Raw genomic sequence first — 21,301 nt, forward strand, 5'->3', positions numbered from 1 at the left:
TACAGAACTTACAGAACTTAATAAAACTCTATATGCGAAACGCAAAGAAACGATCGAACGAGTCTTTGCGGACGCAAAAGAAAAGCATGGCATGCGTTGGACGACCTTAAGGGGTCTTAAAAAAGTTTCAATGCAGGCGATGCTTACGTTTGCTGCCATGAATCTTAAGAAATTGGCAAACTGGACATGGCGAGGACCATGTCCAGCCTAAAAAAAAGAAAAATCTTTTAAAATAACAGAAAACCCCATCTTCGCTTAAATGCAAAGGTGGGGTTTGTCTACGGTCTGTAATCACATACAAGTATGTATGTGATTTTTTACATTTTTTGTATGTGGAATGTAGAGACGGTTTTCGTGTCTGCGGAAATGTCCATTCATCTCATAGCATTCGGAAGTATTTCTGGAAAAAAAGTGAACAAAAAACACCATGATTCCTATATCTTTACGAATCAACCATTGGTAAAATTAGGCTATTAGGGCATAGCCTAAACTAATCACTGTTTTACATTATTTATAACTGAGTCAAGGGATTCCCGGCTTATTGGAGGTGCCGTATTATTGATTTAAAAACCGATTACATTTTTATAACGATCAATCCAATCAACAAGGGTTGGTCGAGTGATAAGAAATACTATATTGAAACGGAGACTGGTGAAAGACTGCTGCTTCGGACAGCGCACAGTTCAGAATATGAGAGGAAGAAGAGCGAGTTTGAAGCGATGAAGCGTTTGGCTGAAACGGGAGTACCCATGTCGAAGCCGCTGGAGTTTGGTACGTGTGACGATGGCGATGGGGTGTATACTCTTTTTACGTGGTGTGACGGGGAAGACGCGGCGGATATGCTGCCTAAGTTGACCGATACGGAGCAATACGTGCTCGGGCTGAATTCGGGTCGTTATCTCCGGAAAATCCACTCGATTTCTGCGCCAGCTGATCATGAGAAGTGGGAAACGAAGTTCAATCGCAAAGCGGACAGCAAGATCAAGCAGTACCAGGACTGTCCGGTAAAAATCGAAGACGGCGATCGAATCATTAAGTACATAGAGTCAAACAGGCATCTCCTGCGAGGACGGACGCAATCGTTTCATCACGGGGACTATCACGTGGGGAATATGGTCATATCGCAAGAAGCAGAACTTTCCATCATCGATTTCAACCGGCATGACTTCGGTGATCCGTGGGAAGAGTTCAACCGCATCGTGAGGAGTGCTTCTGTCAGTCCTCATTTTGCGACAGGGCAGCTCAATGGCTATTTCAACGGACGGCCGCCGGAGGAGTTCTTCAAGCTCATGCTCTTTTACATAAGCAGCAATATGCTGTCGTCGGTTCCATGGGCCATGGCGTTCGGGGAAGAGGAAGTGGCCGTCATGAAGGAGCAGGCGAAGGAAGTGCAGGGCTGGTTTGACGGCATGGATAATCCAGTGCCGACATGGTATTTGGAAAACTTTTATATTCAGTACATCCATCAGACCCCATACAAATTAAAGTCTCCTTTCGATTTCTCTTTTATAGAAGAATATGGGGAGGTCTTCAAGGTGTATGACGATCAGGACTCCGGAAATATCTGCTTCGGGGTAAAGAATGGCGACCAGAAAATGTTTATAAAATTTGCCGGAGCCCCGACAGCGCGATTTGAAGGCAAACCGGAAGATGCGGTCGCAGAGTTGAAGGATGCCGTAAAGGTTTATGAAGATTTGGCACATCCCCATTTGGTCAAATTGCTTCGTTCGGAAGAAATCGGAGGTGGATTTGCCGCCATATTTGAATGGACAGACGGGGAATGCATGGGGAAAATGTACCCCCTGTCCAGGGAGAAATTCATGCAGATGCCGGACCGCACAAAGATGGACGTATTCCATGACATCCTCGACTTCCACATTCATGTGATGGAACAGGGGTATGTGGCCATTGATTTTTATGATGGCAGTATTCTGTATGATTTTTCAAAAGATGAGACCCTGATTTGCGATATCGACCTCTATTCCAAACGCCCCTATATCAATAAAGTGGGCAGGATGTGGGGTTCATCCCGATTTATGTCGCCGGAGGAATTCGAACAAGGGGCTGTGATCGATGAAATCACGAATGTGTATCTGATCGGAGCCACCGCCTTTGCGCTGTTTGGTGGGGAGAAAGACCGGTCCATCGATAAATGGCGACTGAGTGAGAAGTTATATAGAGTGGCCTTGAAAGCTGTGAGCGATGATCGTGAGAAGCGTCAGCAGTCGCTGGCGGAGTTTAAGAAGGAGTGGATCAGGGACGATCTTGGAGTATAGGTCCGTCCCTGTTGTTTTCCCGTTAAGGTGTTATGAAAATTCACCGAATGTCTCAATTGAAAGGGACGGACCTCCGCCTTTTTCAGGTGTGTTCCCCGACAAGGTGCAGCTCAGTCACCACTTTTTGTAGGAAATCAACAGCTTGTTTCACTCAACCACCATTCAATGGGTGGTTCTTTTTTTTAGGCTGTTTTCGCATAAATTGGTGCTTTCAATTATAAAACAGAAAATGTTTGAGAAGTATTGAAAAAAGGGAGAAAAGCCGTCAACTAATGATTATTTTGTAGTAGTTGTTTTTTTACGCTGAATAACCAGAACAGCTATTACAATTAAAAACCAGAGTAAAAACACACAAGCATAATAAGGATAGAAAGACGAATTATAGGCATAAATTGTTTTGTCAAATATCGAGGGGGCTCTCTTGTATTCAATTGCGTAGCTTCCCACAATCCCACTAAAGAGTGAAAATAATAAAAAACCTAAGGAACTTATAACAAGGTGAATGATGTAAATAAGTTTTTCCATTTGGTTTACCCTCCATTAAATAACTTATCTTCCTCCTTGGTGTAATTTTACACTAAAGAGGAAGATTGTCAATTATCATTAATGCTTTCATAACTAAAACCACAAAATTTACGAAAATAGCTTTTTTTACAAAAATCACCCTCCCCATTCCAAAAAACTTCCCACCCTGTACACACATTGTTAATAGTTTCGTAATATTTTCCCTCTAACATGAAATCAACAGCAAGGTTCAACAGTGCAAAATCAATAGAGGAGGAAATTACATGCTAGAACATAATAATCAAAATGAAGAAATGAACTATAGGGAAACAAACGATACAGAAGTCATTCAAAAAGAAGAGATGCAACGGACTCCAAAGTCGAAAAAGCCGTTTAAAGGAAGAGGGTTTCTATCCACGGTGGGTGCCGGGATCATCGGTTCGGTCCTGACGCTGACGGTATTGCCTCAAACCGATTACTATCAGAACCTGGCTCAGCCGGGCATCGAACAATCAGCAGGTGACAACGGGCAGGTAGAGACTTCGGGAGATTCAGGAATCAATCCTACAACGGTTTCAACGGGTAGCGGCGATGTGGCGAATATTGTGGAAGATGCCTCTGAATCGATTGTCGGAATCGTCAATTATCAGCAGCAGAATGGCATGGGTGCTTCACAAGAAGCTCAAGCAGGGACAGGTTCAGGGGTTCTCTTCAAGAAAGAAGGGGATAGTGCATATATCATCACCAACAATCATGTCATCGAAGGGGCTTCTAAGATTGAAGTGTCTCTCTATGATGGTGAAAAGGCCGATGCGGAGCTGATCGGAGCAGATCCACTGACGGATCTTGCCGTATTGAAGATCGATGGGAAATATGCGGACAATCTGTTGGAAGTGGGGGATTCCAGTGCATTGCGTGCTGGTGAACAGGTGATAGCGATCGGGAACCCACTCGGTCTCGATTTATCAAGGACGGTTACACAAGGGATTGTCAGCGCCGTCGATCGTACCATTCCAGTACAGACATCTGCTGGTGAATCTGAATTGAATGTCATCCAAACAGACGCGGCCATCAATCCGGGTAACAGTGGAGGGGCCCTCTTGAATTCAAAGGGAGAGTTGATTGGCATCAACAGCGCGAAGATCTCGAACTCCGGTGTAGAAGGGCTTGGTTTTGCCATTCCAAGTAAGGATTTCCTGCCGGTCGTCGATGAAATCATCGAAACGGGGAAAGTGGAGCGGCCGTATATTGGAATCGGAATGACGAATCTTGCCGATGTTCCGCGCCAATACCTGCCGGATCTGCCTAATGAAGTAGAAGGAGGTGTAGTCGTCGCGAGTATCGATCAAACATCAGCGGCAGCAGAAGCCGGTGTTAAAGAGGGCGATGTCATTACGGAGCTGAACGGAAAAGCAGTAGCGGATGTGGCCGACTTGAGAAGGCAGTTGTACGCTGACCTGAAAGTAGGGGATAAGATCGACCTGACCATCTTCCGGGATGGTAAAGAAATGACGATCAGTCTGACTCTTACTAGTAATGCAATGATGAATGGATAAAGTTGTGGTCTGTTTGCCTGGTACAAAGTGAGTGAAATGTACCAGGTACAGATCAAGTGAAATGTACCAGGTACAAATCGACCAAACTGTACCTGGCACCAGAAACAACAATCGAAAGAATACAAATAATTAAAGATAAAGGAGTACGGGTGAGTGGATAAAAAGAAGCGTTTGATCACATTATGGAGTGTAATAGGAGGCATTGTCGTCGTCGGCACGATGCTTGTTATGTTCGGCTTTTCGAAGGATGAAGTGGTGGCAAAGGTGGGGGACAAGTCAATCAGTAAAGAGGATTTGTATACGACGCTTGTGGACCAGTATGGGGATGCTGCCCTGGATACACTGATTGCCGAGAAGATTGTGGAGCTTGAGAGTGACAAGAAGAATCTCACAGTCAAGGACAGTGAAATCGAGGAGGAACTGGAGTCGCTCAAAGAATCCTATGGGGGCGAAGAGGCATTCAATGAGGCATTGGCCACAAGCGGAGCGAGCCTTGATAGTGTAAAAAAGAATGTCCAATCGTTTTTGTTAACGGAAAAGTTACTGAAGGACAGAGTCTCGATTTCGGATGATCAGATAAAGGAATATTTTGAAGCGAATAAAGAATCGTTTGCACAACAAGAGCAGGTAGAGGCAAGCCATATTCTTGTAGAAGATGAGGAAACGGCAAAGGAAGTGAAGAACAATCTTGATGACGGAGGAGAGTTCGCGGAGCTTGCCAAAGAATACTCCACTGATACGTCCAATGCCGAGTTAGGCGGGGAGCTTGGTTACTTTGCAAAAGGTGAAATGGTGACGGAATTTGATGATGAGGCGTTTGCTATGAAGAAGGGTGAAATCAGTGAGCCTGTGAAGACGGAATTTGGCTACCATATCATCAAGGTGACGGACAAAAAAGATGCGAAAGAAGCGGTTCTTGACGATCATAAAGAGGAAATAAAGGATATTCTGTTTGATCAGGCACTTCAAACGGAGTATGGGACTTGGCTTGAGGAACAGAAAGAGGAGTACCAAATCGAAAATTTATTGAAAAGTTAATGATCCGGCAAATGTTTGTTCATAATTTGGTCATAGCTTCTGGAGAAAATGACAGGGCAGGGGATCGAATCCCGACTTCATCGTCAGCTACATAGATGGGTTCGATCCCTGCAACACCAATAAAGGAGGAAATAATAATGAATAAGAAAACACTAACGTATGTACTGACAGGTGCCTTATCTGTCGGGATCCTCGGGGCTATTCCAGCCTTAGCTGCCGAGGAGGATACGGCGAAGACGAACGAATCGGCGGTTGTAAGCGGAAAGTCGGAGTTTGGCGGACATCGTGGCGGTGGGCATGGGAAGTTCCATCAGAATGAGGAACAGTTGAAGGAAAAAGCAGAAGAACTTGGAATCGACAGCACCGATAAGGATACACGAGAACTTGCCAAAGAGATCATGGGTGCTGAACTCGAAAAAAGAGCAAAAGAATGGGGCATTGAAACTGAAGGAAAAGATCACCGTGCCGTCATGGAAGAAATCCGGCAAGCGGAACTGAACGAAAAAGCGAAAGAGCTGGGCATTTCCACTGATGGAAAAGACCTGGAAGAGCTCTCTCAAGCGGTAAGGGAAGCACTAGTTAAACAAAAAGCTAAAGAACTTGGAGTGGAAACTGAAGGCAAGGATCTGGATGAACTTGCAGATGAAGTCAGGGAAGCAGCACTTCTGAAGCAGGCAAAAGATCTTGGAATTGAAACAGAAGGAAAAGAGCATCATGAATTGAAAGAAGAGATATTCGAAGCTTCCATTCTAAAAGCCGCCAAAGAACTGGGCATTGAATCAGAAGGCAAAACGACGAAAGAACTGATGGAAGAAATCATGACCGACCATGCCGATGAAGCAAAGAAACTGGATTTCTTCCCTTTCAATAAAGAAAAGGGTTTCTTTTTCCACAAGAGCGGTAAGGGCCATCATGGTGGTCCAGGCCATGGAAAGGGTCCTCATGGATCTGCGCCTGAGACAGAACAGAGTGAGGAACCGGCAGCCGAATCTCCAAGTGACACATTATAAGGATTGGAATCCCCGCCAAGTGAGCGGGGTTTTTCGTTAGGAGGAAACAATAGAATGAATCAGTCAAAACGGCTATACTTTAGATAGGGAGCCATGGGGACAGGTACCTTGGCACAGTCGGAAATAGGAGCCACGGTACCTGTCCCCATGGTTCTAAATAGAAAGAAGTCGGGAAAGGAGCGATGTTGATGAACGTGCTGGTAGTAGAAGACAATAAGAGTGTCACGTCGATGCTTGAGATGTTTTTTATAAAAGAAGGGATTCAAGGAGAATTTGTCCACGACGGGGCTGATGGGTACCGGCGTTATAAGGAAGGTGAGTGGGATCTGGTCATCCTGGACTGGATGCTGCCGGGGATGGATGGCGTCACCATATGCAGAAAGATCAGGGAGGAAGGGTCCCAGGTCCCGGTCATCATACTGACGGCGAAAGACAGTGAATCGGATCAAGTGCTCGGGCTCGAACTCGGAGCCGACGATTATGTGACCAAGCCCTTCTCGCCCCTTGCTCTGATGGCAAGGATACGGGCTGTTACGCGGCGATATCAAGGGGAGAAAAACAGTGGGGCAGGAACTCAGGATGTCTCGACGGCAGACTTCCAAATCAGTAAGGAAACCCGTGAAGTCCTTCTGAAAGGCGTTCCCCTTACGAACCTGACACCGAAAGAATTTGAATTGCTTTATTATCTTTCACGTCATCCGCGTCAAGTGTTCTCGAGGGAGCAGCTTCTCGAACGCGTGTGGGGGTATGATTTTTACGGGGATGAACGGACGGTCGATGTCCATATCAAGCGGCTCCGCAACAAAATCGGCAGCAAGGAAAAGCCATACCTGCATACGGTCTGGGGAGTAGGGTATAAATTCGATGAGACGGCGGCCGGGGATGAAATTTAGATATCTTTATCAGCTGCTCCTCAGCCATACAAGCGTACTCATCATCGCCTTCATGATCCTCGGCCTCCTGTTTTCCCAGTATGTCGAGAATCTTGTCTACGAAAATAAGGTCACGGAACTCAGGTCATATGGGGAGAAAATTTTATCAGACCTTGAAAGACCAAGCCCGAGAAGACCTCTCTATCTGGAGGAGTACAGCAGCTTGCTTCATGCCCGGAACATCGATGTGATCACGTTCAATCGCCAGGGAGAGGTATCATTCTCAAGGGGAGGGGTGTACCCGCGGATCGAACTCTCCAAAGAAGAGTGGCAAAAAATCGAACGGGGTGAAACCGTCCCCCTGAAAAAAGATTTCGGCCGGTTTGACCAGGCTGTATCACTCGTCATCATGCCCCGGATCATCAATGATCAGCTGGCTGGCGGATTGATCCTGATTGCCCCGATCAGCGGCTCAAGGGAAATGCTGAGTGAGATCAATAAATATCTTCTATATATCGTGCTCCTGTCACTGGCGATTTCACTCTTGATCAGCTTGTTCTTATCAAAGCTCCATGTGAAAAGGATTCAGCGGATCAGGGATGCCACTTCCCGTGTGTCATCCGGTCATTACGATGTTCACGTCCCAAGCTCCAACTTCGATGAAATCGGCGATCTTGCCGAAGACTTTAATGAAATGGTCACGAAACTCCGGGCATCCAAAGAGGAAATCGACAGCCTGGAGAACCGGAGAAGGCAATTCATGGCGGATGTATCACACGAACTGAGAACACCGCTGACCACGATTCGCGGTGTCATCGAAGGAATCAGGAACGACATGATCCCCGAAGAACAGAAAGAGAAGAGCTTCGGTCTCGTAAGCGAGGAAACGAGACGGTTGATCAGATTGGTGAATGAAAACCTGGACTACGAAAAAATCCGTTCCAACCAGGTAGCGATCACGAAAGTAACCTTACCTTTACTGGATATCTTCGAAGTCATCAAGGAACAGCTCGACTTGCAGGCTGAAGAAAAGGGGAACGAAATTAGGGTGGTTGCAGATTCTGGGGCCACGGTACATGCGGACTATGATAGGCTTATCCAAATTCTGATCAACATCACGAAAAACAGCATTCAATTCACCTCTGGAGGAACGATCACGTTAAGGGGCTCCTCTTCCGGGACAGAAACCGTCATCGAAATCGAAGACACCGGAATAGGTATGGATCCCGAAGAAATCCAATCGATTTGGCGCAGGTTTTATAAAGCGGACCTGTCCAGGACGAATAATCCCTACGGTGAATTCGGTATCGGACTCTCCATCGTGAAGCAATTGGTGCTCATGCATGAGGGGACGATTGATGTTTTTAGTGAGAAAGGGAAGGGGACGAAGTTTGTGATTCGGCTGCCTCTCTGAAAGGGGGGCCAAGGGGACAGGTACCTTGGCTCGGTCCAGGATTGGAGCCATAGTACCTGTCTCCTTGGCCATTTTCGTCATGATCGACTAAACAAGGGAAATAAAAAAACCGCATGGACTCCAACAATCAATCCATGCGGTTTTCATATGTTGTAAGATTAATTCAGCTCTTCAAGAAATGCTTTTTTAAACACATCCAGAAGATATTCCAGTGTGATTGGATCACTATACGTGATCGCTTTCGTATCTAATTCTATGACTCTATTGTTTTGAACGGCAGGGATGTTCTTCCATGTCTGAGTTTCCAAAAATGAACCGTCACCGTCCTGGTTTTTACTAAGGACGATATAATCTCCCGCAAACTCTGGAAGGACTTCTGTACTTAGTGCAAAGTAGCCTGGCTCTAATGCATTTTCTTTCACTTTTTCAGGCATTTCCAGTTTCATTGTTTGATATAATAATTCGGTGCCGCGAGCCCAGTTATTCCCAAATACATAAGCTGACTTCGTATCGTATTCAAAGACCGATACAGTGGCATCCTCGCCGATTTTTCCTTTAATCTCTTTCCCTGCTTCTTCCGCACGAGTAGTGAAATCTTCAACCCAATCTTTGGCCTCCTGCTCTTTATTAAGGAGCTTACCAATTTCAATTTGCTGTTCCAAGTAATCCAATTTCCCCCACGTGTAGGCAACCGTAGGAGCGATTTCACTCATCTTATCAATATTTTTCGAGTGGGATCCCACGATGATAAGGTCTGGCTCAAGCTCAACGATTTTCTCGATGTTTTCCTCCGATACTACTTCAATACCCTCCAGCTTCTCTTGAAACAGGGGATTCATATTCGTCCATTCATCGACGCCGACAATTTTACTCTCCAATGCAAGCACGTTTGGAGCGTTCGAAAGCGCCACAATACGGGTAGGATTCGCAGGTACCTCTACAGGACCAGTTTCTGATTGATATGTAATGGTTTCTGATGCTGTTTTCTGATTCGCATTCTCTTCCTTTTGTTCAGTCTTTGCCGTCTCGGTGCTGCCACAAGCCTGAAGAATGAAGATTGCCAAGAGCAGAAACGGGATGAGTATTTTTTTCAAATTGTTTTCCTTCTTTCTAATTAATAGTGATAATCATTCTCATTATAGTACTAAATATACAGAGAACGATTATCATTGTCAATAAAATTTATCAGTGATTCTAAAGTTTGGATTTGGATGATGGCTTTAATGGGAGGGGCTTTTTTAAAAAGGATCATTAACGGTTTGGTTTATTGTTACATCTGGGTTAACGTGGCGCTCCTTTTGGATTTTTTATGATATCATTACAAAATATGGATAGTTTTTTCTATGTTAAGGCGGTGAAATAAATTGATTGATCAACTAATAAAACTCGTGGAGCATTCGACGGAGGACGAAGTAAAATCCCTGCTGTTCTATATGCTATTACGAATCAATATGGCGGAAGAGACAGAGCAAGCCCAACTGGTTAAAGATTTGAAGGACACCTATCGTGGTTTTGTGGAGTATAAAAGAAGTCAGGCTGAGACGGAAAAGACCTATCGAGCCGTCCATATCCTATTCGGAGATTCTGCTTCCGGTAGTTTAAAAATAGCGTTAAAAGAAAGGGACGAGGGAGAGGTAAAGGTGCTCTCTTTTTCAGATGTGTTCTCCATCGGTCCGGTTTGGAAACTGCATGAAGAACGCGGGCTTCGACACCGGTATGAATGGCTCAATAATCACATTCTGTTTGAAGGTGATGATCTAACGGAACACCATGAAAGGTTCAATGAAACGATTTCGAAGATTGAGGCGATTCCTGACCATATCCCCATTACGATTTGGGCAGGGGAAAATGCTCACGAACAAACGGCCATGCGATATGTTCTGTATCTATTAAAAGAAAAGCAAAACGATCTATTTATCATGAATACTACTCATTCTCATACCTTGCACACCGGAGAACTTTCACCAGAAAAAGTAGGGATGCTGTATGAATATGAAAAAAACTCTGCTCCATTGAATAAAGAACAAAGATTAGAATACGAAGAAGAGTGGCAAGAGCTGTCTGCCACACAGGAAATTCTGAGAATATGGGAGAATGGCGAAATAAAAAGGGTCCGTGAAGATTATTATGATCAGTACATCATCCATAAAGCAAAAAAATTACATAAAGAGCTGGAGAATCATGGATTCATGAAATCAGCGCGACTTATAGGTGAAGTGCTGGGACATGTGGATCAATATATCGATGACGGATATTTTGAGTATCGAGTAAGGCATTTAATCATGAATGGCGTATTTGTGATCGAAGGGGTTCCGAAAGCGATGAGGTTTTATAGTGTGAAACTTAAATGAAATGGGCGTGTTTCACGCCCATCATTCTTCTAATCCTGCAGCTTTTTATCCAGCTTGTCAGAAATGCTTTGCAGGATCCGGTTCTTCTCTTGCTGGATCTTCAGGATTTTCATTAAGAACCAGATGATGAATACAATGGTGGCCAGGTAAAACAAAAGGGTCAATAGCGGGAAAATGCTAAACAGGACAGGATTGGACATGGATGGGTCTCCTCTCGGTTGTTGGATAATTATAACATAAATGTAGATAGATGCTTTTTTATAGTCTAAGATTTTCCTTTTTTGAAAGAGGAGGAGAAAGATTGAAACAGAGCTACAGATTCTTTTGTCAATTTCTTATAGTATTAGCGTCAGACCTTTTCCACATCCACCCGCCAATCGCCACACAATTAACATAAATCACCTAATCCACTAACCGGACCTTCCTGTTATAGTTATAGTACAATGGATGGAAGTAGAAACATGTCTATTAATCTAGCGATGGTAGGGGAAATCAATCATGACACTGAAAAAGATAAAGAGCATCCTGTTTATGCTGCTTGGCTCGATATCCCTGGTGTTCGGGATTGCCGGCACTGTGCTTCCGGTTCTGCCGGGTGGCCCGTTTTACTTATTTGCCGCGTTTTGCTTTGCAAAAAGCTCCAAGCGGATCGATCGTTGGTTTAAGAGCACAGTCATTTATGATAAATATGTTCTCGCCCTCCTTCAAAAGAAGGGGATGACCCGGAAAGAGAAGATCAGGATCAACGTGACGGCTGATTTCTTTATTCTGCTCTCAGTAGTGTTCGTCGATATCCTGTTCGTTCGGATCATCTTAATTGGGCTCGCTTTATATAAACATTATTATTTTATAAAAAAAATCGAGACGATATATCCGGAGTCATATCAGGTGGAAAAGAGCCAGTGAGTAATGAACCAAGGAGTTACTAGAGACAATGCTGAAGAGTTATCAATTAAAAAGTGATTTCAGAGGGTTCAAAAAGGGAGCAGACTTTTATTTAATTGCTGAATCTGAGTATATTGGCATCAAGGAGTTTGTTTTACGAACGAAAGACTTATCCACGAGAATGATTATCTCTGAAAGGGAAATGGAGAAATATTTTATTCCTTTGAAATGATACTGCCTAATAGACCCGTCGATGAGACGAGTCTTTTTTAATGACAAGATAAAGAACATTCGACAACCTAGCATGATTATGAACGAAAGTGGCATGATTAATGGAATTCCGGCACGATTTTTCTATAACCGGCATGATTACTTCAAATCCGGCATGAATGTCCTCGAAACCGGCATGATTAGTAAGCGAAGGTTATCTTCACTCCATGATTCAAACCCAAGACCTGCCTGAGCACCCATGTAATATCGATTTTCCAGCTAAAACAGACAATCTTAGGGTTCTTCCATCGGAAAGTTTAAAATATCGAAAAGATTGAGGGGATATGCAAAGGAACTGCATCTGTGCTCCTTAAATGCAGCCAAGCCCCTTTGCCCTTTTTATGAATAGGTATTGCCCAACACTATAACATTTGAAATAATTGACATTAACCATCCATAAAGAGTAGTGAGGGGGAAACCAAATGATGTATTTTTTTTCTTTTCGTCGGAATTCTAGTCCTTTACTTTGGCATTAGAATTTGGATTGGTTCCAGGAAGATGGAGTTTTATGGAGATAGCATCAAGAATACGTCCCGAAATTCCAGGGATGAAGCATACGAAAAGTCCGCCCGACATACCCAACAAGCCATGAATTCGAATCACCATTCAGGTGGCGGTCCCAATGTTTAAGGGGAATGGGAAGATGCATTTAAAAAGTATCATGATTCTTCTTGTAAGCTTGATCACAGTGCTTTCATTGTTAGGATGTGCGGATGATGGAACGGGAATCATTGAAAGTGAGAAAGCTGAAGCCATTGCCATGGAACAATTTGAAAAAGATGTAGAGAAACATAATGAATCAAGCTTAAAAAAAATCAGTATGGATGACGTGGAACTCCTTTCAAAAGAAACCCATTTCAGTAGTGATTCAAAGGCTTGGGAAATAACGTTTAATTATAAGGATGGGCTCATTAGGAAAGGCTCAGTAACCAACTCGATTGCTCATTACAGTGTAGGTCCAGGGGGAGAAATCATTAAAAAGTCAACTTCATTCAAATGAAAGACGCAAGGACCACGCACCTTTTGAGTGGTTTTTGCGTTCATTTTTTATAAGCGAGGGGACGGCATCAAGAAAATTCGACACGGAGGACCAATATGTGAATAAGAAGCTTAATAAATCAGATTCCAGCATGATTAATCTGAAACCGGAATGATTATTTCAAATCCAGCACGATTATAGCCCAAACCAGCATGATTATAGATCTCCCTGTAAAAGAGAAGCTGGTTCACATACTAAAATAAGATTCAACTAGCTATTTATCCTGCCCATAGAAGGAATCTCCTCCTAAAAGCAAGTATATATATGTCAATGGACTAAAAAAATTGCATAAACAGGATGTGAACGATGTTGAATAAATGGATCCTCCCCACTCTGATTGGAATCATGGCCGCAATCTACATATTCATCATCCCCCAAGAGCCATTAGCATTGAAAATCGTCTTTAAGCTGATCCCGATGCTACTCATCATTCTCTACGCATTCCGTCAGCTGCCCTCCAAACCAGCACCGTCCATGCGCCTCATCGTCATCGGCCTGTTTTTCTGCATGTTGGGTGACGGGTTTATTGCCGTGTCATTTGTTGCCGGGCTTGGAGCCTTCCTGGCGGGACACGTCTTCTATTTGATGGGCTTTATCAAAATGTCCCGTCTAAACATGACGCGCCTCGCCGCCTTACTGCCGATTGGGTTGTATTCCTTCATCATCGGCCGACAACTGATTACCGCGCTCCAAACCGAAGGAAATGATGGGCTCATGATCCCGGTTATTGCTTATATGCTGGTTATTTCCCTGATGGCCCTAACCGCCATCCTGACCGAAAACCTATGGGCAACTGCCGGTAGCATCCTGTTTGTCATCTCGGACTCAATCCTGTCATGGAATATGTTCGTTTCAGCCATCCCTTATTCGGATGTCCTGATCATGACAACCTACTACTCAGCGCAGTTCTTGATTGCCACAAGCCTCGCAAGCTTAAGGAAGTCAGTCGGGCATAAAGAGGGAAAAAGTATGAATATGTAAACAGTGTTTGCGCCTGTCGAGGGGTCTCGCCAGGCGTGTTTTTTTGACAAATTGTAAAAAAATCCAAACTTTCTCTATATAAGAAACGTCTTATTAAGTGAAGATACATACAAAGCAGGTGAGTGTTTGAAAACCGGAATTATTTCTAAATCCGAGAAAGATCGACTACTAGAGAAAGCCATGACGGAATACGGAAATGATGTTTATTATATTGTTTATTCCTATGTGAAGGAGCACAGCCTGGCTGAAGATCTGACACAAGAGATCTTCATCAAGTTTTATCAAAAGATGGATACCTTTCGCGAGGATTCTTCTCTCAAAACATGGATCATCAGCGTAGCTGTCAATCATTGCAAAGATTATTTAAGACGGTGGGATACACGTATGGTCAGTATAACGAATAAAATCAATGACATGGTCAAAGGAAAAATGGGCGCGCCGGAACAAACCGTGATCGAGAAGGAAAAGAATTCAGAGCTGATCCAAAGCGTGTTGTCCCTTCCCATCAAGTATCGGGAGGTCATCTTTCTATATTATTTTGAAGAAATGAAGCTATCTGAAATCGGGGCCTGTATGGATTTGAACACCAATACCGTGAAGACACGGTTGACAAGAGGGAAAGCGCTACTAGGTTCAACGATTAAACGGAACGAGGTGTATAACAATGGATGAGCTTAAACGTTTGCGTGGCCTGATGAAAGAAGAAACCTTCAAAGGGCATGGTTTTACCAATAAAATGAGGGAAAATATTTTGAACGAGATTCATTCTAAGCGGCCAAAATCGTTCACCTTCAATAAAAAACCAGTCCTGGCTCCGTTGATGTCCGTTTTATTCGTTGCGGCATGCCTTTCTTTATTCGTTTATTTCGGTGGGACACAATTGGGACTGATTGACGGAAATAACGCCAGTGCCCCTTTTTATCAATACGAGGCCAAAGATCGTCCCGAATCCCTTGGAGATGAATTCAAGTTTCTCACAAAGGCTCCATTTGAAGTAGAGAAGGTCACGACGGAAACAGGTGAGGATCCTTCAGGAAAAATAGAATTGGTGACCTTGAAGGGAAAGGAAAGGCAAACGATCAAACTGACGTTTCAATCCATTGAAGCAGAAACTAATCTAACCTTGTCTCAGGACGAAGTGAAAGTCGGTCAATCCAAAGGTAGCTATTATGAGTCTGAAGGTCCGGCAAAGGTCAGCCACCTGACATGGATTGAAGGGGATACCATCAAATATGAAATGGAATATTTTCCAGGGGGATCTGACGTCACTTTGTCTAAAAAGGATATGATTAAGATGGCTGAGTCGTTTCGTTAATCAAAGAAAAGGATGACAGATCCCAAATCCATCATCCTTTTCCCCTTAATATGTTCCATACACAACCTTAACGATGTTTCCGTACTTGTTATAGGTCACTTCTTTCCACTGATCCCCGCCGTTTGCACTTCGATACATGATGATGGAATAGCTGCCTGAAGTTCTCCGATAATACTCCATCCAGGTGACTCCCCCTTGGCCACCGCCATCTTCTATGACCTTTGTACCGTCATTCTCGGCTGCGAATGTCTGCGTCACCCCTACGGCAGCACTAGCAGATAGAACCAGTGAACACGCAACCACATACTTTACTGAACATTGAAGGAAACCTAACACTATCGCCATCCCCTTTTGTTAATAAATATAATTGTGTAGTCAATCATATTACAAATATCATTATCTAGTTTAGGTCTAATTCTCTATTAATCGGGAGTAATGACCACTGAATAGGACGATAGCTTTATGATTCTTGATGAGATATAAATATTTTAATAATTCTAGTCCACATAGTTGGGTGAATTTGATGTCATTAAACTGATGAATAAAGGATTGTGTGATTTTAAATATTTTGAAGTAATTGGTATTAAGTTGAAAGACAGTTGTTAAGAATTCATTGAATTGAGGTGGAGTTATGTCTAAATCCTTTTGGATACCTTTAATTGCCGCAATTGGAACGATGGTATTGCTATACGTAATTGGTTTTATAGGAAATATAGATTTCCTTGTGTTCAAAGTTTCACTCTCAAACACTGAAATTGCTTTACTACCAATCGCTATCGGGATAGTGGTGGCAATTGTTAGTGACCGGATTGTTAAATCCAGGTCTCTAGAATAGGGGGAATCATCGGGACGGTTCTACTGCTTCGGAAGCAAAAGAACCGTCCAGCCGGCGTATTATGCCCTAATATTTCCTTCACAGCGAACGGAAGGGGATAGAGGCTATGGGGGAATGGCAGAAAAAATGGTGGATTAAGCCTCTCAACAGAAGGGATTCTTAGGCATAGAAAGTGTAAGTGATCATGAGTTGGGAATTACTGTTTCTTACTGGGAGTCTTTAGATGCAATAAAGAGTTGGAAATTTCCAGAATAAGAATTGCGCTTTCTCTTTATGAAAGGGCCAAGTTGTTGAGGAACGTTTTCAATACAATTTAAGATTTATACTAAAATATAGGGTCAAAATGGTGAAGATTTGTTCGTCTACATTCTTATTTAGGAAGCAGTAGTCTTGACAGATAAATATATTTAAGGATATTGTAGATATAATAAATCTATAATAGAGGTGTTAACATGAAATTTTCAAAAGCAACTAATTATGCTTTACACACCATGCTTTCTCTGGTTACTACTTCTTCGATTGAACCTATAGGTGTCCAGAAACTGGCAGAATCCCAAGGTGTTTCAACAACTTATCTGTCCAAAATTTTAACCAAGCTCGTAAAAGCAGGAATGATTGAATCAATTTCCGGAGCTCATGGAGGTTATCGATTATCTCGTTTAAAAGATGATATTACATTTTTAGATATCATTCACGCCATAGAAGGTACAGCTTCCTTATTTGAATGTGATTTTGTTCATGGAGATGAATGCTTAATTCAAGCTGAAATGAAAGAAGCAGAAGAGAAGATGAAGCAACATTTAAAAGAAATTAACTTAGTGGACATAGCTCAAAAGCAAATGGGAGTTTAACATAAGTCATTTTTTTCGTTTTTTACTTTAAAGATGAATACTCGTTTAATAATAGATATAATGTATCTCTAATATATTTCGGGGGGGTGATGAATTTTTCTACACTCTTAAGAGCAACACAATCTATATACCTTTAATTCATTAATAACGGAATCTTTTGTTTAATTATAGATATAATATATCTATATTATCTATTTAGGTGGTGTAATTTATGATTTATGAATGTGCGATTATTGGAGGAGGCCCTGCAGGGTTGAATGCAGCCCTTGTACTGGGGAGAGCAAGACGAAGTGTAGCATTGATTGATAATAATCAGCCTAGAAATGCTGTGACACATGCCACTCACGGTTTCATTACAAGAGATGGTATAACACCGTCCGAATTCCGTCGTATTGCTTATAGAGAATTGTTGAATTATCCTTCTGTCAATCATCTACAAACTGAGATAGTTTCAGTCAACAAAACAGCTATGGGATATGAAGTGGTAGATATATCAGGAATTCGTATTCGGACAAAAAAATTAATTGTGGCAACTGGGGTAAAAGAAATTTTTCCTCACATCGAGGGCTTTTATTCGTTCTATGGAAAAAGTTTGTTTAATTGTCCTTATTGTGATGGATGGGAACTGCAGGATCAGCCGATTTTCGTTTTTTCCGAAAATCCATCTATCTTCCATACGGCGAAACTGCTCTTCAATTGGAGTAAAGATTTGGTTGTTTGTACAAATGGTCTTACACTTTTATCGGAAGGGCAAAAAAAGCAACTGCAATCAAAAGGGATTACTGTGATAGAGAAACCCATTCTAGCCTTTACCGGGCAAAACGGTAGATTGGAACATATTCGCTTTACAGATGGAACTCACACTGCGAGAACTGGAGGCTTTGTCATGCCACAAATTGTTCAAAGCGCACCGTTCAGAGAGCAGTTGGGGTATGAAATGACAAAGTCGGGTGGGATCAAAACAGATGAATCAGGAAGAACCTCAATACCTGGTTTGTATTCTGCTGGAGATGCTTCCTATGTAAAACCATCTCAAGTGGTTTTTGCAGCAGCAGATGGGAGCCGTATTGCTATGACCGTTAATATGGATTTAACAGAAGAAGAGTTTGAATGATATCAAAACCTTTTAAAGATTGTTTTAGTCTATGTATTTCCTTTGTTAGCTCACTATTTTGTTCTTTCTAAGATTGTATATTGAAAATTTATTTCCTTGGACTTCTTGCTAATGAACATTATCGATATGATGAAAAGTAGTTCTTTAGAATAACATTGAGAAAAAGGTGAAAGAAATGAATCGTTTTGCAATATATTTGCTAGCTTTAGGAGCCTTTGGAGTTGGAACAGCAGAATTTGTTGTTTCTGGAATTTTAGAGATGATTTCAGGGGATTTAGGCGTATCAATCTCAATGACTGGGCATTTAGTACCATATATGCTTTATCCCATGCAATAGGTGCGCTAGTGCTTGTTATGCTGACTGCAAAATACGAAAGAAAAAAAGTGTTAATGTATTCAATGCTTATTTTTGTTTTTGGAAATATCATTGCGTTTTTCAGTTTTAATTTCGGTATACTTATGTTTTCACGCATTGTCTTAGCAATGCGTGGAGGTTTGTATTTTGTTGTGGCAACCAATTATGCTGCACAACTTGCTCAGCCCACAAAGCGGGGTAGTGCAATTGCAACGGTTATTACCGGTTTTACCGTTTCTTTAATCTTAGGTGTAAATTGGAACATTAATTGCTGCTTATATGGATTGGCGTTATATCTTTCTGTTTATTGCTGTCGTTACACTGATCAATTTAGTGCTTCTAAATAAGTTCATTCCCAAATTAGCTGGTAATAAACCGATTTCTTTAAAGCAGCAATTGTTATTAATTCTAGACAAAGAAATCATAACCGGTTTATTTACAACGGTATTTTGGATTCTTGGCTATACAATGGTATTTACTTACATTACACCACTTTTAAGTAGATTAGCTGGTTTCTCTATAGAAGAAATTAGTACATCTCTTTTAGTGCTTGGTTTGTTTGCTTTCATAGGCTCACGTGTCGGCGGATATGCCGTTGATAGCTGGGGACCAGTTCGCACTATCTCTGCCAGTTTAATCGTTCACTCAATAATCTTAATGATATTCACTTCTATATCTACATCAACGATAGGTATTCTTCTTGCCATTATGATCTGGGGAACATCTGCATGGTTAACCACTCCTGCAAATCAATTTTACTTAATTTCTTTGAAACCGCAGTCATCAGAAATTGTTTTAAGTTTCAATACTGCTCTAATGAATATTGGTATGACATTAGGCGCTGGCTTAGGAGGAGTGGTAATTGAATATACATCTGTCTTGAATTTAGGGTGGATTGCGGGATTAACAGTATTACTAGCGTTATTAACTGCATCTATTTCGTTTGGATTGGATAAAAGGAGAAAAGAAAACTTTGTGAATAGTTGATTTATAAATAACTAGAATAGTGTTGATTAATAATAACCTTTTCTTATTCAACAACGAGTGCGAGAGTTAAATAAGTAAGATCTAGCTTCAACAGCCTTTGATCTTCAACAGGGCGCGTTTATCGGCCCCAATTCTTGTATAATAGAAGGAAATATTAGAATTCGGTGAAGTGGTATGGCTGTACATAATCGAGCGATTTCACCACCTAAAATAAAAGCAAAATCAATTAATATTTGATTATCACTATTAATAAGGTAATTGAGTCTTGCAAATTTGATCATCTGACCGATAAAAGGAAATATCGATTATTTACCTAAAAACAAGTATATATAACTGTTACAAATATTTTTTTCAGGAGGTTTAAAACATGCAACAGCGTACAGTTGGTATTTTACTATTTAACGATGTAGAAGTATTAGATTTTGCAGGACCATTTGAAGTTTTTTCTGTAGCGACTTTACCTAATTCAAATGAAAAGCCGTTTATTGTTAAAACATTATCTGAAAATGGAGACTTAGTTACTGCAAGGAATGGTTTGAAAGTTTTTCCTGATTTTAGTTTCGCTAACCATCCTTCATTAGATATTGTGATTATTCCTGGGGGGTATGGTGCTGAACAGATTGAAATAAACAATCCTAGTATCATTGAATGGATTAAATCCCAGCAATCAAAAACAGAGTTTCTGACTTCAGTCTGTACTGGTGCGCTGCTTCTTGCAAAAGCAGGAATTCTTGATGGAAGAAAAGCGACAACGCATTGGATGGATATTGATCGATTAAAACATGAATTTCCTAAAGTATCAGTCCAACGTGATGTTAAATTTGTCGATGAAGGATCAATTATAACATCTGGAGGAATATCAGCAGGAATTAATATGTCGTTTCACCTGATATCTCGACTGCACGGAAAAGATGTAGCTGTTGAGACAGCAAAACGAATGGAGTATGAAATTAAGTTGTAACTCTCCATTAACAAATGAAAGAAGGACGATACTTCTGTGTGGTTAGGTTCTTTTGTTTAACGATCTTCCGAAATAGGAGCGCTATTCTGGAATAAGAAAAGGAATTATTCGAGAGTAAAACGAAGCTTTAAGTTATTCATTTAACGTGGAGTTAGTTGTACAAGTTTATAAGATGCTATTAAAATGAGGTGTCATCAATGATATTAGTGAGTTCTTGTTTAGCAGGATTGGAAGTAAGATATAACGGTACGCATTGTCTAGATCATAAGATCAGTAAACTAATAGAAGAGAATAAGGCAATACCTGTATGCCCGGAATTGCTTGGTGGATTTTCAACCCCCAGAGAACCTGCTGAAATAGTAGGTGGCAACGGGGAAGATGTATTGGATGGGAAAGCTAAAGTAGTCGAGAAGTCAGGTAGAGACGTTACGGAACTGTACATAAGAGGGGCTTATGCTACTTTAAAAAAGGCCAAAGAGGTCCATGCAAATGTAGTTGTTCTTAAAGAGTATAGCCCATCGTGTGGAAGTTCAATGATTTATAATGGTGAATTTAAAAGTAAGAAAATTGTTGGAAATGGAGTCACGACTGCATTACTCAAAAGAAACGGATTACAAGTAATTTCTGAAGAACAGTTTTTTCTATAATCTCAGTTGATGTAGATCGAGTTATTTTCCATTATAGAGC

General features: G+C 41.7%; 23 protein-coding genes and 2 pseudogenes. 21 read left to right on the plus strand and 4 right to left on the minus strand.

Annotated elements, in window-relative coordinates:
• Together F0342_RS22695 and F0342_RS25585 are read left to right on the plus strand one after the other, a co-directional pair.
• Positions 1-211: transposase (locus F0342_RS22695; RefSeq protein ID WP_188048669.1), on the plus strand; the 211-nt coding region annotated here is incomplete at its 5' end.
• Positions 212-599: 388 nt separating this feature from the next.
• Positions 600-2,276: a phosphotransferase gene (locus tag F0342_RS25585; protein ID WP_262481868.1), complete on the plus strand. Its 1,677-nt coding sequence runs from the start codon at positions 600-602 to the stop codon at positions 2,274-2,276.
• A 276-nt stretch (positions 2,277-2,552) separates the two neighbouring features.
• Here the strand turns inward: F0342_RS25585 and F0342_RS22705 are convergent, their stop codons facing one another.
• Positions 2,553-2,801, minus strand: a complete 249-nt coding sequence (locus tag F0342_RS22705; protein WP_149158064.1) for a hypothetical protein — start codon at positions 2,799-2,801, stop codon at positions 2,553-2,555.
• 263 nt (positions 2,802-3,064) lie between these two features.
• On the opposite strand from F0342_RS22705, the gene F0342_RS22710 reads away from it, so the two are divergent.
• The 5 genes from F0342_RS22710 (at position 3,065) to F0342_RS22730 (ending at position 8,670) form a co-directional block, all read left to right on the plus strand.
• The gene (locus F0342_RS22710; protein ID WP_149158065.1) at positions 3,065-4,336 is read left to right on the plus strand and encodes a S1C family serine protease; all 1,272 of its coding nucleotides are present in this window, start codon (positions 3,065-3,067) and stop codon (positions 4,334-4,336) included.
• A gap of 153 nt (positions 4,337-4,489) precedes the next feature.
• Positions 4,490-5,374 (plus strand): peptidylprolyl isomerase, encoded by an 885-nt coding sequence (locus tag F0342_RS22715; protein ID WP_262481858.1) that lies wholly within the window; start codon positions 4,490-4,492, stop codon positions 5,372-5,374.
• A gap of 137 nt (positions 5,375-5,511) precedes the next feature.
• On the plus strand, positions 5,512-6,384 hold the full coding sequence (locus tag F0342_RS22720; protein WP_149158066.1) for a hypothetical protein: 873 nt from the start codon (positions 5,512-5,514) through the stop codon (positions 6,382-6,384).
• A gap of 188 nt (positions 6,385-6,572) precedes the next feature.
• Positions 6,573-7,277 carry a response regulator transcription factor gene (locus tag F0342_RS22725; protein ID WP_149158067.1) on the plus strand — a complete coding sequence of 235 codons (705 nt, stop codon included), beginning with the start codon at positions 6,573-6,575 and terminating at the stop codon, positions 7,275-7,277.
• On the plus strand, positions 7,267-8,670 hold the full coding sequence (locus tag F0342_RS22730) for a sensor histidine kinase (protein ID WP_149158068.1): 1,404 nt from the start codon (positions 7,267-7,269) through the stop codon (positions 8,668-8,670). Before F0342_RS22725 ends, F0342_RS22730 begins: the two co-directional genes overlap by 11 nt.
• 158 nt (positions 8,671-8,828) lie before the next feature.
• Here the strand turns inward: F0342_RS22730 and F0342_RS22735 are convergent, their stop codons facing one another.
• Positions 8,829-9,764 carry an iron-hydroxamate ABC transporter substrate-binding protein gene (locus F0342_RS22735; RefSeq protein WP_149158069.1) on the minus strand — a complete coding sequence of 312 codons (936 nt, stop codon included), beginning with the start codon at positions 9,762-9,764 and terminating at the stop codon, positions 8,829-8,831.
• A 270-nt stretch (positions 9,765-10,034) separates the two neighbouring features.
• Between F0342_RS22735 and F0342_RS22740 the strand changes: the two genes are divergently transcribed.
• The gene (locus tag F0342_RS22740; protein WP_149158070.1) at positions 10,035-11,021 is read left to right on the plus strand and encodes a DUF1835 domain-containing protein; all 987 of its coding nucleotides are present in this window, start codon (positions 10,035-10,037) and stop codon (positions 11,019-11,021) included.
• Positions 11,022-11,050: 29 nt separating this feature from the next.
• Here the strand turns inward: F0342_RS22740 and F0342_RS25100 are convergent, their stop codons facing one another.
• Positions 11,051-11,221: a hypothetical protein gene (locus F0342_RS25100; protein ID WP_188048670.1), complete on the minus strand. Its 171-nt coding sequence runs from the start codon at positions 11,219-11,221 to the stop codon at positions 11,051-11,053.
• A gap of 298 nt (positions 11,222-11,519) precedes the next feature.
• On the opposite strand from F0342_RS25100, the gene F0342_RS22745 reads away from it, so the two are divergent.
• From F0342_RS22745 to F0342_RS22775, 7 genes are all read left to right on the plus strand, one after another.
• Positions 11,520-11,927 carry a YbaN family protein gene (locus F0342_RS22745; RefSeq protein WP_262371814.1) on the plus strand — a complete coding sequence of 136 codons (408 nt, stop codon included), beginning with the start codon at positions 11,520-11,522 and terminating at the stop codon, positions 11,925-11,927.
• Positions 11,928-11,955: 28 nt separating this feature from the next.
• Positions 11,956-12,138, plus strand: coding sequence for a hypothetical protein (locus F0342_RS22750; protein ID WP_262481860.1), 183 nt, complete (start codon positions 11,956-11,958; stop codon positions 12,136-12,138).
• Positions 12,139-12,216: 78 nt separating this feature from the next.
• On the plus strand, positions 12,217-12,369 hold the full coding sequence (locus F0342_RS22755) for a hypothetical protein (RefSeq protein WP_188048671.1): 153 nt from the start codon (positions 12,217-12,219) through the stop codon (positions 12,367-12,369).
• 450 nt (positions 12,370-12,819) lie between these two features.
• Positions 12,820-13,176, plus strand: a complete 357-nt coding sequence (locus F0342_RS22760) for a hypothetical protein (protein ID WP_149158072.1) — start codon at positions 12,820-12,822, stop codon at positions 13,174-13,176.
• A gap of 345 nt (positions 13,177-13,521) precedes the next feature.
• Complete coding sequence (locus F0342_RS22765; RefSeq protein ID WP_316252645.1) at positions 13,522-14,196, plus strand: lysoplasmalogenase; 675 nt, start codon at positions 13,522-13,524, stop codon at positions 14,194-14,196.
• Between the two features lie 126 nt (positions 14,197-14,322).
• Positions 14,323-14,868 (plus strand): sigma-70 family RNA polymerase sigma factor, encoded by a 546-nt coding sequence (locus F0342_RS22770; RefSeq protein WP_149158073.1) that lies wholly within the window; start codon positions 14,323-14,325, stop codon positions 14,866-14,868.
• Entirely contained in the window at positions 14,861-15,511 is a 651-nt protein-coding gene (locus F0342_RS22775) for a hypothetical protein (protein WP_149158074.1), read from the plus strand. The genes F0342_RS22770 and F0342_RS22775 overlap by 8 nt, the downstream gene beginning before the upstream one ends.
• Positions 15,512-15,556: 45 nt before the next feature.
• On the opposite strand, the gene F0342_RS22780 is transcribed toward F0342_RS22775, so the two are convergent.
• On the minus strand, positions 15,557-15,847 hold the full coding sequence (locus F0342_RS22780) for a hypothetical protein (protein ID WP_149158075.1): 291 nt from the start codon (positions 15,845-15,847) through the stop codon (positions 15,557-15,559).
• Between the two features lie 568 nt (positions 15,848-16,415).
• On the opposite strand from F0342_RS22780, the pseudogene F0342_RS25590 reads away from it, so the two are divergent.
• The 6 genes and pseudogenes from F0342_RS25590 to F0342_RS22815 form a co-directional block, all read left to right on the plus strand.
• Positions 16,416-16,589, plus strand: a pseudogene (locus F0342_RS25590) (antibiotic biosynthesis monooxygenase family protein); the annotation flags it as partial.
• A 209-nt stretch (positions 16,590-16,798) separates the two neighbouring features.
• Positions 16,799-17,197 carry an Rrf2 family transcriptional regulator gene (locus F0342_RS22795; RefSeq protein WP_149158077.1) on the plus strand — a complete coding sequence of 133 codons (399 nt, stop codon included), beginning with the start codon at positions 16,799-16,801 and terminating at the stop codon, positions 17,195-17,197.
• A 211-nt stretch (positions 17,198-17,408) separates the two neighbouring features.
• Positions 17,409-18,311, plus strand: coding sequence for an NAD(P)/FAD-dependent oxidoreductase (locus F0342_RS22800; protein ID WP_149158078.1), 903 nt, complete (start codon positions 17,409-17,411; stop codon positions 18,309-18,311).
• Between the two features lie 175 nt (positions 18,312-18,486).
• Positions 18,487-19,653, plus strand: a pseudogene (locus F0342_RS22805) (MFS transporter).
• A gap of 367 nt (positions 19,654-20,020) precedes the next feature.
• Positions 20,021-20,614, plus strand: coding sequence for a DJ-1/PfpI family protein (locus F0342_RS22810; protein WP_149158079.1), 594 nt, complete (start codon positions 20,021-20,023; stop codon positions 20,612-20,614).
• A 197-nt stretch (positions 20,615-20,811) separates the two neighbouring features.
• Positions 20,812-21,261: a 2-thiouracil desulfurase family protein gene (locus tag F0342_RS22815; protein WP_149158080.1), complete on the plus strand. Its 450-nt coding sequence runs from the start codon at positions 20,812-20,814 to the stop codon at positions 21,259-21,261.
• Positions 21,262-21,301: the final 40 nt, after the last annotated feature.

The organism is Bacillus sp. CH30_1T (assembly GCF_008364765.1).
GTDB lineage: Bacteria > Bacillota > Bacilli > Bacillales > Bacillaceae_B > Rossellomorea.